General features: G+C 45.7%; 18 protein-coding genes. 12 read left to right on the top strand and 6 right to left on the bottom strand.

Annotated features, from left to right (window positions below; translation table 11 throughout):
* Positions 1–88 precede the first annotated feature (88 nt).
* The 3 genes from FSB75_RS01980 (at position 89) to FSB75_RS01970 (ending at position 3,283) form a co-directional block, all read left to right on the top strand.
* Positions 89–1,033, top strand: coding sequence for a hypothetical protein (locus FSB75_RS01980; protein WP_146781958.1), 945 nt, complete (start codon positions 89–91; stop codon positions 1,031–1,033).
* Positions 1,034–1,355: 322 nt separating this feature from the next.
* Positions 1,356–2,780, top strand: coding sequence for an outer membrane protein assembly factor BamB family protein (locus FSB75_RS01975; RefSeq protein WP_146781955.1), 1,425 nt, complete (start codon positions 1,356–1,358; stop codon positions 2,778–2,780).
* 239 nt (positions 2,781–3,019) lie between these two features.
* The gene (locus tag FSB75_RS01970) at positions 3,020–3,283 is read left to right on the top strand and encodes a hypothetical protein (RefSeq protein ID WP_146781952.1); all 264 of its coding nucleotides are present in this window, start codon (positions 3,020–3,022) and stop codon (positions 3,281–3,283) included.
* A gap of 171 nt (positions 3,284–3,454) precedes the next feature.
* Here FSB75_RS01970 and FSB75_RS01965 read toward each other — a convergent pair whose 3' ends face one another.
* On the bottom strand, positions 3,455–4,003 hold the full coding sequence (locus tag FSB75_RS01965; RefSeq protein ID WP_146781949.1) for a lipid-binding SYLF domain-containing protein: 549 nt from the start codon (positions 4,001–4,003) through the stop codon (positions 3,455–3,457).
* A 312-nt stretch (positions 4,004–4,315) separates the two neighbouring features.
* A complete protein-coding gene (locus FSB75_RS01960; RefSeq protein ID WP_146781946.1) occupies positions 4,316–4,759 on the bottom strand; it encodes a DUF1569 domain-containing protein in 444 nt (147 codons plus the stop codon).
* A 226-nt stretch (positions 4,760–4,985) separates the two neighbouring features.
* Between FSB75_RS01960 and FSB75_RS01955 the strand changes: the two genes are divergently transcribed.
* From FSB75_RS01955 to FSB75_RS01945, 3 genes are all read left to right on the top strand, one after another.
* Positions 4,986–5,402: a VOC family protein gene (locus FSB75_RS01955; RefSeq protein WP_146781943.1), complete on the top strand. Its 417-nt coding sequence runs from the start codon at positions 4,986–4,988 to the stop codon at positions 5,400–5,402.
* Positions 5,403–5,552: 150 nt separating this feature from the next.
* Positions 5,553–6,002 (top strand): SRPBCC family protein, encoded by a 450-nt coding sequence (locus FSB75_RS01950; protein ID WP_146781940.1) that lies wholly within the window; start codon positions 5,553–5,555, stop codon positions 6,000–6,002.
* Between the two features lie 349 nt (positions 6,003–6,351).
* The gene (locus tag FSB75_RS01945; protein WP_146781936.1) at positions 6,352–6,936 is read left to right on the top strand and encodes a hypothetical protein; all 585 of its coding nucleotides are present in this window, start codon (positions 6,352–6,354) and stop codon (positions 6,934–6,936) included.
* Positions 6,937–7,172: 236 nt separating this feature from the next.
* Here FSB75_RS01945 and FSB75_RS21745 read toward each other — a convergent pair whose 3' ends face one another.
* Positions 7,173–7,316 carry a hypothetical protein gene (locus FSB75_RS21745; RefSeq protein ID WP_172623041.1) on the bottom strand — a complete coding sequence of 48 codons (144 nt, stop codon included), beginning with the start codon at positions 7,314–7,316 and terminating at the stop codon, positions 7,173–7,175.
* Positions 7,317–8,035: 719 nt separating this feature from the next.
* Between FSB75_RS21745 and FSB75_RS01940 the strand changes: the two genes are divergently transcribed.
* Complete coding sequence (locus tag FSB75_RS01940; protein ID WP_146781933.1) at positions 8,036–8,770, top strand: hypothetical protein; 735 nt, start codon at positions 8,036–8,038, stop codon at positions 8,768–8,770.
* A 158-nt stretch (positions 8,771–8,928) separates the two neighbouring features.
* Here the strand turns inward: FSB75_RS01940 and FSB75_RS01935 are convergent, their stop codons facing one another.
* Positions 8,929–9,420, bottom strand: coding sequence for a plastocyanin/azurin family copper-binding protein (locus tag FSB75_RS01935; protein ID WP_146781930.1), 492 nt, complete (start codon positions 9,418–9,420; stop codon positions 8,929–8,931).
* A gap of 227 nt (positions 9,421–9,647) precedes the next feature.
* Here FSB75_RS01935 and FSB75_RS01930 point away from each other — a divergent pair, with 227 nt between their 5' ends.
* From FSB75_RS01930 to FSB75_RS01920, 3 genes are all read left to right on the top strand, one after another.
* Positions 9,648–10,202 (top strand): nuclear transport factor 2-like protein, encoded by a 555-nt coding sequence (locus FSB75_RS01930; RefSeq protein ID WP_146781927.1) that lies wholly within the window; start codon positions 9,648–9,650, stop codon positions 10,200–10,202.
* Positions 10,203–10,407: 205 nt separating this feature from the next.
* On the top strand, positions 10,408–10,893 hold the full coding sequence (locus tag FSB75_RS01925; protein ID WP_146781924.1) for an Hcp family type VI secretion system effector: 486 nt from the start codon (positions 10,408–10,410) through the stop codon (positions 10,891–10,893).
* Between the two features lie 152 nt (positions 10,894–11,045).
* A complete protein-coding gene (locus tag FSB75_RS01920) occupies positions 11,046–11,432 on the top strand; it encodes a hypothetical protein (RefSeq protein ID WP_146781921.1) in 387 nt (128 codons plus the stop codon).
* A gap of 122 nt (positions 11,433–11,554) precedes the next feature.
* Here the strand turns inward: FSB75_RS01920 and FSB75_RS01915 are convergent, their stop codons facing one another.
* Positions 11,555–12,118, bottom strand: a complete 564-nt coding sequence (locus FSB75_RS01915; RefSeq protein ID WP_146781918.1) for a M23 family metallopeptidase — start codon at positions 12,116–12,118, stop codon at positions 11,555–11,557.
* Between the two features lie 238 nt (positions 12,119–12,356).
* Here FSB75_RS01915 and FSB75_RS01910 point away from each other — a divergent pair, with 238 nt between their 5' ends.
* Entirely contained in the window at positions 12,357–13,013 is a 657-nt protein-coding gene (locus FSB75_RS01910) for a YdeI/OmpD-associated family protein (protein ID WP_146781915.1), read from the top strand.
* Between the two features lie 84 nt (positions 13,014–13,097).
* Positions 13,098–14,504, top strand: coding sequence for a DUF4403 family protein (locus tag FSB75_RS01905; protein ID WP_146781913.1), 1,407 nt, complete (start codon positions 13,098–13,100; stop codon positions 14,502–14,504).
* Here the strand turns inward: FSB75_RS01905 and FSB75_RS01900 are convergent.
* A complete protein-coding gene (locus tag FSB75_RS01900; protein ID WP_146781910.1) occupies positions 14,475–15,029 on the bottom strand; it encodes a GtrA family protein in 555 nt (184 codons plus the stop codon). The two genes, FSB75_RS01905 and FSB75_RS01900, sit on opposite strands and share 30 nt — an antisense overlap.
* Between the last annotated feature and the right edge of the window lie 33 nt (positions 15,030–15,062).

Genomic DNA, 15,062 nt, shown 5'->3' with positions numbered 1-15,062 from the left:
ATTTCTTCATGTGCTTCAAACGATAATCCGGCTGGTCTTACTCTATTCGTCCAATCTTTTATTATCTTCCTGTCATCAAGCCACCACCTTGGAACAGAACCAAAACACAAACGAGCAATCGCAACCACAGGCTTTATCTACTGACGTAAAAAGCAATCCCGATAAGACAATTCCCGAAGCACCAACAACAACTCCCGATGTAACCGAAGGCACACCGGCAACGCCTCAACCCGAAACACAAAACGCAAAACCTGAAACGGATTCAATGGAAGTACACAAACATCCTCACCACGTAACGCATCCAAAGAAATGGACAGAGTACCTGCTGGAATTTTTTATGTTATTTCTCGCGGTGTTCCTGGGCTTCGTTGCCGAAAACGTGAGAGAACAGATTGCAGAAGAGGCGAGGGCAAAACATTACGCAAAATCTCTTTACCGGGACATGATCGAAGATTCGATCAAATTAACAGACGCCATAAACATCAGCAGAGACATCGCACTAAAATCAGACACTTTACGAAATTTGTGCAGGGGCAAGGAAATTAAAGACGTGCCGGGCGGAGCCCTCTATTATTACAGTCGTTACACGTTTCGGCATTGGGGTTTTCAATCAACGAACGCAACGCTGGAGCAGTTAAAGAATTCGGGTTCTTTACGCTTTTTTGAAAACTACGAACTGGAAGATGCCATCGGCGCTTATGATAAATCGGCAAGATGGGTGGTGAGTACGATACAAATCGACTTTGACAACGTAAACCTTGGAACGCCCTACCGTTTCCAGTTATTCGATGCCAACATCCTCGATTCTATATTGAGCTACAGCGCGTCGAGGAACTTTATTAATGCGTTCATTACACATCAGCAAACGCTTGTGACGTACGATAAACAAAAGTGGACGGAATTTTTAAACTATACGGCCACCCGGAGCGAGGGATTAAAAGGTTTAATTGCGGTAGGTTACCTGCCAGCGCTGGAAAATGCAAGAAAGGTAATTGCACTTCTCAAAAAACAATATCAATTGGATAAGGAATAAAATGACTTGCCTGTTTGAGTTCTCCTGTTATTCCCGCGCAAGTTTTATTAAGGACCGGTGTGTCGAAGGAATGTTTGGCAACTGGATTCATCCAATTTGAAAAAAGAATTTAGCCTGACGCAGGAAGCATGTATTGTTTTGTTACCGGGCCAACGGCAGCACTACCACTTTACTTGTTTCAATTCACTGCGGTGAAGTAAAAAAATAAAACTGTTGGCCCTAGATTGTGGCTAAAGCCGCTCTTTTATTCTTTTTGTAAGCAGCCACCGCCAAGTAATTCGTGGCAATAAGATTTCTCGCAAATCCTTTTTATCATTGTTTCATGAAACAACTGCTTTCCCTGCCCTTACTTTTTCTTGGCATCTATTCTTTGAATCTGATCCTTTCGGGCTGTCAAAAAAGCGACACGCCTGATTCGACTAAAGAAGTTGTTGCTTTTTCGCTCAAACGCGTTGACGGCACTTACTTCAAGCCGTCTGATGCAACGGTCGTAATTAAAAACGACACCATCGCTGTTACGTTGCCGGCAAACACAGAACGAAACGGGCTTACACCGGAAATCATCATTAAAGGGAAAAGTATCTCTCCGGCCAGCGGCGTGCCGCAGGATTTTACCAAACCCGTTGTTTATACGGTTACCGCAGCAGACGGTTCGTCAGTAAAATACACGGTGATTGTTTCTTTAACCACAACGACTCCGATTGTTTATTTCGGCAGCAGCAACAAAAATTTTTATGCGGTGAATGCCGAAACCGGGGCGCTTGTATGGAAGTATGTGGGCACGGCAAGCTTTGTTTACTCCAGCCCGACCTACGAAAACAATACCGTTTATGTGGGCGGCATTGACGATTACGTTTATGCTTTTGATGCGCCAACGGGCAACGTAAAGTGGCGTACGCTTCTTGGTACAACGGGCATTGAATCGGATGCCGTTGTAGTGAACGGAACGATCTACGTTGGTTGCAACGATGATTACCTTGTTGCCATCAACGCTGCAAACGGCGCTATCAAATGGCGTTTCAATACCCGCGGAAACATCAGCGCTAGTCCCACTATTGCCAACGGTACGGTGTACTTCGGATGCTCGGACAACAACCTTTATGCGGTTGACAACGCAACGGGTTCGCTCAAGTGGAGTTTTGCTACGGGTGCGATGATTAACCAGTCCGGACCTGCGCTGGTGAACGGCGTAATTTATGTCGGAAGCCGCGACGGTTATCTTTATGCGGTCGATGCCCTTACGGGCAAACAAAAATGGCGCTTTTCCGCAGGCGGCATTTCGCTTGAACAGTCAAGTCCAACCGTTGCCAACGGTATTGTGTACATTGGCTCATGGTACGATATTGCCACGTTTACGCACAAAGGAAGTTTGTTTGCCGTGGATGCATCCACTGGACAATTGGTTTGGGAGAAACTTCAAAACACGGGCATTTCATCAAGCCCCTGCGTAGCAAACGGTCGTCTTTACATTACTACTGATGATCTAAATATTTATGCGCTGGATGCAGCCAGTGGCGCCACCTTGTGGAAAAAGCAAGTCCTGGCAAACAGCGCCAGCCCTGCTGTCTCAAACAATACGGTTTACGTGGGCGGTGGTGGCACCGGTTATTTTTATGCGTTTGATGCCGCGACGGGTACGGAACGCTGGCGCTTTGCTGTTCCCGGCGGCACAATGACCTCAAGCCCTCTGATTATGACATCGGCAACAACTGCCGATTATTCGGGCGACTCGGGTATGATGTATTGATGCTCCTCGCTGATTTACCTTAACTGACTGCCCTGTTCTCAACCGCAGTTTTCTATCAAGCACTAAAAATAAAATCATGAACGACAAACCCTGGCCCGCAACCGGGGTTTGTCCTTCTCTACAGCATCTTACCAATTGTAACCCGGTAAACTCTCCGGGTTAAACCTGCTGTTGCCTGCAAAATGAAAATTTCTTTCACAAGTGGCACCAACGTTGCGCAACAATAGAAAACAGTTTGTATGGTAAACGATAGAGAAAGCAATCCACAAAACCAACAAGGATCTGAAAACACAGAAAACCTTGACAGGGAACGAAAAGAGCAGTTTAACGAATTGTCAGAATTATCACTGGAGGAAAGAATAGCCGTTGCCGACCGGATTGGCATACCGGTGGACAATGTAAGTGATGCGGCCGCATTGGGCACAGCAATTGGCCGGAACGATACTGCCGGAGGCGCCGGTGAACGGATAGAAGAAAGCACGGACGAAGAAACAGACCGGTAAACCATCCTTTGGCTGAATACGATTTATAACTCGATGATTTATTTCTACCGTTCTTAAAACTTAAACGTCTCCGCCTGAAGCCATATACTCAGGCGGAGACGTTTATATATTTCTGATGCAGATGCTGCCCTTGTTTGTTCTCATCTAATCGTACAGAATGGTCTATAAATTTTAAAACGACGTATAATCAAACTTCTGTCCGCCGATTGATGCCTCGTACATCAGTCCCCTTTTTTCCTGCGTAAATACCATCACGCCATCCCTGTACTTGACGTTGGTTGAAGCACCTTTCGTTACCGCTACCGCTGAAGCCTGGGCAGCAAATTCAAATTTGTTTTCTTTAAAACGATCAAGTGCGGCTTGGTTTTCAAAGAAGATGACCTCGCGGTACGTTTGGCCGCCAAATTGAAAACCGATGCTCACCTGTTTCATTTTTGCGCTTCCAACGGGAGTGCCTTTTTCAAAAACAATTCCGTTTCCCGCAGCCCCGCCGATGCCGATGGCGCCTTTTCCAATATTCGGGAAGATGACGTATCCGTATGAGTTTGCAAACAAGCTTTGCATCAGGCTGTCGCTCTTCACAAAAGCTGCTTGCGATTCTTTGCTGTCTTCAATTAGTCTTTTGTCTTTTGAGTTCTGCGAAAAAGCGGAAACGGATACGAACAGCGCTGCCATCAACAGCGGCATCACCGTCCGGCGAAAAATAGTGTTCTTTTTCATGGTTGTCTTTTAAAATAATCTGTCGTAAAAAATGCGTGGCCTAACTGCCTTTACAAAGATTCTGCCAGCAAACGCAGACAAACACTGGCGTATTCATTGGCTCCAGGCCGGATGTACTCTTTGAATGTCTTTCTTGTTGATCCGGTGGCAGTTTTGTAAAGCAGGCAAGGGTATTGAGAAGGCTCAGAAGTCTCAAAAAAAGCACCGCAACCAAAGGATTTTAACAAAGCGAAGGCACAAACAAGCAGTGCACGAGAATAGAGAAACAGCGAAACTTCTCTCCTCTTTACTATGCCTTAGAATTTGATGAACTCATGCACCAAATTGCCGCAAATGGTGATCGTTGTGCTTGTAAACAAAACGGCCAACTTGCTCCCGCGTCATTTTCCCAAAGAACCAATGCACGTAATCATCCGGGTAATTTTTGTATTCCTCAAGCAGGGCAATCCATCTTTCCTTCTCGGGTTCTACATCTCCGCTTAGCTTCCTTACTTTAAACGCATCTGCCGTGGGAGCATTTTTCGGAAACGGTTTGCCTTCATTCAGAATGTTCTTCAGTCCCATTTTGCCAAATAAGCGGCCCATAAACGAACGCTTGTGCGCCGTCTTGCCAAGGTACATTTCTTCACAAAGCACACAGTGATGCACCATTTGGTAAGCATTCATTTTTCCCCACCGCGCTTTGCCGCTCTCGTTTAGTGTTCGAATGCGGCTGATCAATTCTTCCCTTGCAGACTCGTTTAAAACAGATTTCATTTGCTTGTGATTTGAAGAAGCGCTAACGACAAAGTTGAAAACAAACAGGCAAAAAGCAAAGGTATTGTTGCGACAAAAGCAATGGCGAATTGCGGCAATCTGTCAACCGCGGTTTTCCTTTTTGAATTTGCCGCAATTCGCACCGCAACTTGTCGCGATTCTCCCTTCTCATTTGAAATGATTGCACCATTTTTACAGCCGTTATTCCCTTACTAAAACAACAATCATGGACAAGCAACTTTCACCAAGGCTTGACATTTATGTAAACTATCCCGGTCATTGCGAACAAGCATTCCGGTTTTACGAACAGCATCTTGGCGGCAAGATTACAATGATGATGACACAGCAGCAGAATCCAGATGCATCAAGGCTGCCGGAGAACTTTAGGAACGCCATTCTTCACGCAAGAATTCAGATTGGCAACACGGTGCTGATGGGAGCCGATATTCCACACGCAGAACCCATGCGCAGCGCCTATCTCACCCTGCGTTTTGACACTGCGGAAGAAGCAGAAAGTAGTTATGCGCTGCTTGCGGAAGGTGGTGAGATTTTTATGAAGATGGAAAAGACATTTTTTGCAAACCGCTTTGCGATGCTGCGTGACAAGTTTGGAACGTCATGGATGCTTCTTAACGAAAGCTAAGAGTGTCATTTGATAGCGTTCCCTGCTCAACATTTTCTACCGTCAATAACGAGATTTACCCAGCGGACCGTTAGACTGTTTGACTAAACCCGGGTTGATCTTTTTGAATCGTTTTTAAATCAAATACCTCAACAAACTAAATTGAACAATATGACCAACAACAGCGTTTCCCTGCATCGCGTTTTAAAAGCCTCACCGGAAAAAGTTTACCGCGCCTTTACCCAAGCTACTGCAGTGGCTTCCTGGCTGCCGCCGTACGGCTTTCTTTGTACCGTTCACGAAATGAACGCGGAGATAGGCGGTATCTTCAAAATGTCGTTTCACAATTTCACCACGGGCAATGGGCATTCCTTTGGCGGCAAATATTTAGAACTCACACCCAACGAGTTTATCAAATATACCGACACGTTCGACGATCCAAATCTGCCCGGCGAAATGACAACGTCGGTTTGGCTGCGCAAGGTTTCGGTTGGCACCGAGATAAAAATTTTGCAGGAAAACATTCCTTCCATGATACCGGCCGAGATGTGCTATTTGGGCTGGCAAGAGTCGCTGGAAAAATTGACCAAATTGGTAGAGCCGAATATTCCGGATGCCTGATGTGGGTGCAAAAAATCCAGTGTGGTTTGGGCGCACTGTCGCAGTCGTTGAAACTTTAAGTTCTTCGATTTAATTATCAACAGCAGAAAGTTTCCTCGCTATTTGAAGTATTCTTCCAAACACCGAATGACGGGTGAATGTTTTTACGAAGTACCGATGCTTTTGCTGTCCCGGTGTTTCCATTTGCTCGCATTCTATTTTCTTCGGTTCGTTGTTTGGTTAAACATCATACCACTCAACAAACCGAAGAAAATACTTGTTGCAAACGGTTATGTTTTTTCTTCTTGTTTTTACTACTACTTGTTCGTTCAATTAATCATTCATCCCAATTAAAACAACAAGTAGTAACATGAAGAACATTCTTACTCCCGCATTGTTCCTTTTTATGAGCGCAGGCTGCCTGGCTTTGCAAAGCTGTCAAAAAGATGCAACCCTTAAAAACCCGGCTCGCACCAGTTATGATCCCGGTAAAAATTCTTCCGGTAGCGGAGGCGGCACCGGTGGTGGTGGCAGTAATGGCGGCGGAGGCGGTGGCAGTACATTTATACCAACCGACACCACTACGTCTCAACTTCCTGTAGTGGATATCGTCACGGTAGGCACCTGGAAAATTGCCTCTTTCGTGCAGGGCAACGACAACAATACGTCGCAATTTGCCAACTATGTTTTTACATTCAATACCGATGGCAGCCTGATTGCCAATGACCGGGGAAACCAAACCATCGGTAGCTGGCACTACCAGGATGCGGTGTTTTATTATGGCATTCCGGTTTATGGCAGCAGTCCTTACGGCTTTACCATGACGATTGGAACGAGCCTTCCGCTGATAAGCCTGAACGAGAATTATTTCATCAGCAAAAAAACGCTGACTGCTGTTTACATAGACAGCATCAACCCGAATGAAAATGCGCACATAATTCTATCGAAACTATAGCAGAAACAAACCGTTTGCAGTTGCATAAAAAAGGCTATTTCGCGATAGCCTTTTTTGCATTGTTGTCCAAATGAAAATACAGGCCGTAAACTTGTCGAATTTTTCCAAGCCGCATTATCGCCACTTCATTTCTTTCCAGCTAATAGTATAAAAAATCGCAGCGCCAATTAAAGGATTGGGCTGCGATTGAATGTTGCAACGATTTATAAGTAAAGTCTGCAAAGCTTTATACCAACCTAATGGCCTTGCAGCATTTTTACCGCCCTGAAATAATCGGGCAGTGATATTTTTCCTGCATACAGAAGATTATACAGTTTGTGAATTGCGGGTGTTTTGTCTGCCGTGTCTTTGTTTGTCTTGTGATTATTGTGTAAATCCATTGTTGAATGTTTTGTGCACACAGCCCCGATAACTGCATTAAAAGAATGAACCCTTTTAAACGCAAACCAGACTGGATACCGTTAAGAAATACGTACTGAAGTGGAAACGACCGTTTATTATGGCAGCGGATGGGCCATGGTTGCTTCAAACATTTTCCGAAGAATGACGATTAACTTTTTCATAGTTTTTCCATTTTAGTTCTAAAAAATTTGGCAGACAATTGGTTGAAGCAACCATTAGAAAGGAATGCAACGATCTGCCGCTTGGGTACATTGATCACTGATGATCCTGAAAGCAAAAATAAAAGAGCAAGTAGCCGCTTACGAAATCAATTTGCCGGTTATATAAACAAGTTCAGAGTCGTTGGATCCTAAGGAAAGCTTTGACAGTAAAGCGTTTCGAAACAAATTACCCACGAAAGCCAAACACAAAAAACACCTTGCCTTATCCGTTTTTGTTTTCAAGCCTTTAACAATTATTCAGGTCTTTGCCATCCGCATCGTTCTTAAAAAAAGAAACCAGTTTACTTGCAACCTTAACGCTTACGGTGCTTTTTCGTAACGTACCGGCATCCTCATCTTGCGCAACTATAGACGCGAGGCTGCCGGGAACGGCAACAACGGTAGCGAAGAAAAAATCAATTTGCGTTTACTTTCCACGTTTTGAGAAAAGCGGTCGCATTGTATATTGCGTGAGCAATAAAACTCTTCGAAAACAAATGAAAACAATTGCACTCTTCTTTTTGATCTGCACGACCGCGTTTGGCAAAGCTCAAACACCCGTTACCGCTCAACAACTGTACGCCGAGTTCAAAGCCGGCTTCACCGCGGCCAAAGCGAAATACGAAGGGCAGAACCTGCAAGTCAGCGGTGGAAAAATCAAACACAAAACCGTTGCGTTCGGCGAAGTGTACCTGATGATTACTACAAACGATTTTGATTCCTACATCGAGTTTATTCTTCCGGACAATGCGGCAAACCGTGCGCTGGCAGAAGGCAGCTTGGTAACGGTGAACGGTCCGCTAAGCCGCATTTTTGCAGGCGCCACGGGCAAGATTCAATTCAGTCCGTGCACACTTGTTTCAACAGCCGCTACAACGTCCACCAACGAGATAAAACCCATTGCCAAACCCGCACCGAAAGACATGCCGATGGGCGAATACAGCGTTCACCAGGGCGGTACGTTTCAAAGGATTTACTTCATTCGTTTTTTGACAAACGGCAAGTACGTTCAAGCCGGCAGCAACGGAACGTACAAGTATAACACAACGACAAAAGTGATTAATTTCTTAAGCGGTCCGCTGGACGGCTTTACAGGCTTGTATTACACCAAGGGCCGCAACAACAGCAAGGGTGAGCCCATGATTGCTCTTGATTGGAACGGTAAAGTACCGGATATCAGCGACGCAAGTAACGGCCAGTACCAGTATGCCGTTTACGCAGGAAGCAAGTAGCTGGAATAGTTGAGGGTTTTCAAACAATAAATAAACAAGCCTGTGTTTGAACACAGGCTTGTTTATTTCTGACCGTTGCGGGTAGGTTCGGTCTTGTGGTTACATCCTTTGGCTGGTAAACATGGACGTATCCAACACCAGTAATCTTCGCATTTCTTTTAATACGCCGTCAGTATGCCCGTCATGGTTTTGTAGTGACCGGGGAAACTGCAAATAAAGGTGTAAGAACCTGCGGGCACGGTGAACTCAATGGTATCCGACTGGCCGGGACCAAGCAGTTTTGTATGGGCGATGATGTTGGAATTATTCGCCGGAATGTGATCGGGAGCCGTGTTGGCTTCTTTTTCAAAAGCGTCAAGGTCAGTGTTGTCTTTTAGCAATATCCAGTTGTGGCCCATCGCTGTTATAGGCGCTGTGCCAACGTTCTTCAACGTTAGCGTCACTTTTTCATTTGCTTTTACGTTGAGCTCAATGGTGCTGAACTTCATTGAATCGTTGGCCGTTATTTCAATGTTGTTGGAGAGATTGGCAGGAGGGGTATTGCCCTGTTGGCTTGTGGTTGATGTGCTTTCCGCTTTCTTGTTATCGTTGTTGCAAGCGGCAAATAAAAATGGAAGAACAAAAGCAAGGAGAACAACAAAATTTTTCATGTCGTATGCATTGGTGAAGCACAAAGTTACTGCCGGTATCAAAAGTATTCTTCAAAACTTAAACCTTCTGCTGCATAAACTGCAACGTTTTTCTATTTCACGATACCAGCCAACCGCAATTATTTTCTCCCTCTTTAATTATTAATTACCTTGTTGTCCCGTCCGCCTTGTTTAACCACACCTGCTTTCCGCCAATCTTCATTTCACCACTTCTAAACAAAAAAAGCATGAAAGGTTTATTTGTTTTCTGCGGCCTTGCCGTTCTTCTCTCTGCTTGCAACAACGACACGAAAGTAAAAGCAAGCACCACTACCTCACCGGACAGTACCAACAGCGCAGCTACGGCGACAGTGCCTGCCGACTTGCCCTACACGGCTTCTTATTCTTCTCAATGGAACAACAACGTTTCGGACGCCGATCTTAAAACGGTTTTGATGACGTACAAAGACTGGGAGATGAACAACATGAAAGGCCTGGGAAGCGCCATGGCCGATTCGGTAGAGATTGATATGGCGAACGGCGAACATTTCAAAAAAACAAATGCAGACCTGATGAAAATGTGGTCAACGTACAGGGACAGCCTTAGTTCCGCAAAAATAAAAATGGTCGCCTGGGATAAAATGTATTCAACCGACAAAAAAGAAGGTTACGTGGTTACCTGGTACGATGAAACAGATACATACAAAAACGGCAAGGTTGATTCGGCCAGCTATCACGACATCAACCAATTGAAAGACGGAAAGATTGTTTGGTTCGCACAGTACAAGCGGCCCAAAAAATAACAATGCTTCATTCCTCAAACACCTTGTTAGCCTGAACCTCGTTCAGGCTAACTTGTTTTATTTCGGTTCCGCTGCTTCACGTACTGCCTTTGAATTATCCTTGTCCTGAGTTGTAACACAGGCCATCATTTTTCTTATTGGGCATTTCTTCCATCTTGCTGTTGCTCCTTAATTTTTTCTACCTTGTTTCTTTAAACCAACCATCATGTCACTCAACGCTTATCTCACCGTAACCGGTCAAAAACAAGGACAGATCAAAGGTGGTGTCACACAAAAAGGCCGCGAAGGTTCTGTTGCCGTTTATGCCGTAGATCACGAAATCATTTCGCCGCGTGATGCGTCCAGCGGCTTGCCTACCGGCAAAAGGCAACACAAGCCCATCACCATTACCAAAGAATTAGACAAAGCCACGCCGTTGTTGTACAAGGCACTTGTCAGTAACGAAAACCTGACAGAAGTTGTTCTGAAATTTTTCGCGGCCAATCCAAACGGAATAGAAGTAAACAGCTACATCATCAAGCTTACCAATGCCAGCATTGCTTCCATTCATACCGACATGGAGAACAACAAGATTGACCCCGGCACCAAGTTGCCCGTGCTTGAACTGGTTTCCTTCACCTACCAAAAAATTGAGTGGACCTGGGTGGACGGCGGAATAACGGCCGGTGACAATTGGCAGGCATCTGCTTAATTTTTTGCGTCTCCGCCGCAATATTCTCCCATCTTAAACTGCTGGCCTGCACTGCAACCCGGCCAATCATCCTATGCCATTCAGTTTTTTTTCGCTTTCACCCAACCCTTGTTTCAGCGGCCGCATCTCTGCCCGAAAACAAAGTCTATTTTATGAAACGATTTTTATTCTTCAGTGCTCTTGTTTCCGCTGTCGCTTTGCTTTCCTGTTCCAAACAAGGCGATCACGGCTACCACGGTTCGCGTTCGGTTACCATTGATACCACCATCGCTTCCGGTACGCAGTACGTGCTTGACTTAAAAACTTACGGCGATGCCGATGACGTGGCTGCCATCAAAACGCAAGCGGCCAATTACACCACCAGTGAAATCATCAACACCGGAAGCGGCTTTTCCGCAGTCTATCATTTTTCAGCCATTGCTGATGTAAAAAACCCAACCACGCAGCAGGTGGTTATTTCGGTTACCGAAGGCAACCACGGGCAATCCCGTCCCTGCAAGGATTCAACGTTGATCACTATTAATTTCAAAGTGCAATAACCGGGTCTATAATTTTTCGCGGCCCTCGCTGCCACAAATTTTTATTCTTCGTTGTACTCTTTCAATAATAGAAGACGGCCTGCGTTTGCAAACGCAGGCCGTCTTCTTATTTCAATCTTTGCTTATTTCCGGTGTCTTTTCCTTTGTGCCTTCACCTTTGAAACCTTTGCGGCCACTTTGGGCGAATGTTTTACATAAGGCAAAGGATTTACCCAGCCTTTTCCCGGACGAATGCCAAAGTGCAAATGTGACGGGGTGGTGCGTGCATTGCCCGTGTTGCCAACAGTGCCAAGCACCTGTCCTTTTCGCACACGCTGCCCCGGCTTTACCAGTTGTCTATCCAGGTGCGCATAGTAAGCCGTCCACGAATAATTGGTGGGCTTGAGCCAGATGGTTTTTCCACCGATGGGCGTGTGCGCCTCTTTCACAATCCGGCCGTCGCTCACGGCCACTACCGGCGTTCCTTTTTTTGCAAAGATGTCAATGCCTTTGTGCTTGCGTTCGCCGCCGTCGCGGCTATCGCCCCAAAAGCCCCCAATGTTGCTTTTCATGCCCGCCACCGGAAAGTCCAGGGAGCGGCTGACTGTTGTTTTTTTCTTGTGCGTTCTGTGAACCGGCTTTTTGGTAAACGAAAACGAAACAAGGGCCAAAGCAAGAAGGGCAAAAACGAAGGATTGATTTTTCATCAGGCGAAATTGTTTTCGTATAAAGCAAAAATGCAAGGTTTTATTTTTTTGAATATGCTAAGAGAAACTTAATTCCCGAGAAATTTTTATAAAAAGGTTTCGCTTTTGCCCAACAGCGAACTAAGCGTTGAAGAGTGCGACGCAAGTAAAGCTTAATGGATAGACGAACTTCTGGCTCATAAAAATTATTAATCAAAAGCAAAGCTTCTTATTTTCAAAATTCCAAACCCCGTTGTTTATGCCGTCTTCCACCGCACAAAAATTAAAAATTAAAGAAGGCTACACCCTGCTTACCGTTCACGCCCCTTCCGATTTTAAAACAGCGTTGGGCGAACTGCCCAAAGACGTAAAACTTTCCGGCAAGACTAAAACCTACAACCAAATTCACTGGTTTGTGAAAGACAAGGCGCAGGTGGAAGAAGAAGTGGAAAACATCGTTGCGCTTTTGAAAGAAGGTGTCGTTTGCTGGATTTACTACCCGAAAAGCTCGTCGAAAATGCAAACGGATTTAACCCGTGATAAAGGCTGGGAGGCTTTGTTGAGGCACGAGGAACTGCAATGGATCAGCCTTGTTTCTTTCAATGAAACATGGTCTGTGTTTGGAATGCGCACCAAAACCGAAGCCGATAAAAAGAAAGAGACAAAACCAAAAGAGCGGGCCGTTTTCAATTACCTTGATGCCGCCACAAAAACAGTTTACCTTCCCGAAGATTTTTCAAAACTTCTCGACAAAACGGAAAAAGAAAAAACCTTTTTTAACACGCTTTCCTTCAGCAATAAAAAAGAATACGTTGAGTGGATTGTTTCAGCGAAACGCGAGGAGACGAGGCAAACAAGAGTGAAAGAATCGCTTGAACGATTGGGTAAAGGCTGGAAGAACCCGTCGAACCGGTAGAGCGGCCCATCTCCCCGGCCTTCCCGGTGGAATGGCCACAATCAAATTCCCTTGTTCTCGTTTATATCTCAACATATATTGCCAATGAAATTCTTTTTTGCACCAACTTTCTGCTTTCTCTTTACAATAAGCCTTTCGGCCCAAACAATCACGAACACAACCGACACGCTGCCCGAGTCGAACATTGACATTCCGATCCAGATTAATTTGAAACCCATTTTCGCCATGGCCGAACGCAACGTGGATACGGTTTTCACGTCGCCCCGTTACCCGGATGATTGGGTACAGTCCGACTGCGGCACGCGGTACAAATACCGTTTCCGCCGCTCGCTGTTGCGCATGACCATGAAAGGTTTGCTGATGAATCTTGGCTTTACGGGCTATTATCAAATCGTGGGTTCTACGCGGTTGTGTTCTTCGGGCGGCACGGTTTTATCACCTTGGTCGCCGGCTTGCAAATGCGGTTTCGATGAAGGCGAACGCCGCGTGGATGTGGGCTTCATCTCATCCTTTGCCTTAACGCCGGATTATTTTTTGCAAACACGAATTACCCGAACCGAACCCGTTGCCAAAGGCAAATGCGAGGTTTGCTTTTGGGGACAAGACGTAACCAAACAGGTGCTCGACGGACTGAAAACCGAATTGGACGCTTCGCGAAAAGCGATGCAGGATTCTTTCGGCAACATGGCCCTGCGGCCTTATATGCAACAGGCATGGAACATGCTGAACGAAACCTACACGGTTCCAGGCATCGGTTATTTTTCGCTTCACCCCAAAGCTTTGCGCATGAACAGCATCAACGCTCAAAATGATTTGCTCAACATCAACATCGGCATCACCGCGTCGCCGGCCATAACCTTTGCAAAGACGGTTGAACCAACGTCGCTGGTTCCGAATCTCTCAACGGTTTCCACACCGGGCGGCTTCTCTGTTTACCTGGATGCGGCCCTGCAATACGATTCGTTGAGCCGCGTGGTGAACGGCTACATGGCGGGCAAGCGCTTCGATTTATCGGAAGGAATGTTTGCCAAACACATCGTGGTGAAAGAAGTGACGGTGGCGGCCAGTCCCGAAGGACGCATGTTGATTAAAGTGGACTTTACCGGTTCGTTTAACGGCACGGCTTTTTTTACCGGCAATCCCGTTTACAATGCGGCCACAAAAACCATTGAAGTGCAGGACCTGGATTATGACCTGCAAACCAAAAACCTTTTGTTGAAAACGGCCAAATGGCTTTTTTCGGGAAAGATTGAATCGGAACTAAAAAAGAACACCAAGATTGACTTGACCTCCTATTTTGAAACGGCCAAAGCATCGCTCAACACTTATCTAAACAAAGAATGGACGAAGGGCATTAAAGGCATAGGCAACGTGAACGAACTGAAAGTCGTGAGCGTGCAACCGCTGCCGCAACACATCTTAATTAAAACCGCATGCAGTGGGAAACTAAGCGTGCAAGTATCAGAGATTGATTTGTCCTTCAAGCACTGAGGCTTCCGATTGGTTGAGAACCGTGGGCTTTGCCGTACGAAAAGAAAAGAAGCGCTGTGAAACATAGCTGAAGACTACAACAATTACCGCCGTCGCCATCAAGGCGAGCGTCGGGTGCTGGTGCCAGCCCAATGTTTCGATAAAAAATTTCAGCAGGATATAGTTTAGCCCCACACAAGCCAGCGCCACCATTAAATAACGCACCAGTTGAATTCTGCGGCGCAGGTAAGAGCCTTGAAACACCACGTACATACTCAGGTAAAACCCAATGGGAAACGTAATAAAAAAGGCCAGGATGAAAGCTGCCACGTAAGGCGTGAAAGCAATAAAGCCGAGGTGCAAAACCTGCTTGTGGAGTACGTAGTTGAAAAAGATGTGATAGAGAAAAATGTTGAACAAAGTATTGCTGCCGCCACAGGCCGCATAATGATAGGTTTGCAAAGGCATGAACCGCCGGAACATTGGATAGAAAATGTCCAGCACGGAAAAAATGGTTTTTCTTACGTTGTTGTGAATCTTACGCATGAAGACACAAATTTACCCCGCTCTTTGCTAACA

The sequence above is a fragment of the Flavisolibacter ginsenosidimutans genome (genome assembly GCF_007970805.1).
Classification (GTDB): domain Bacteria; phylum Bacteroidota; class Bacteroidia; order Chitinophagales; family Chitinophagaceae; genus Flavisolibacter; species Flavisolibacter ginsenosidimutans.
Note: the sequence above shows the minus strand (reverse complement) of the source record. Positions and strands in the feature narration are given on the sequence as shown.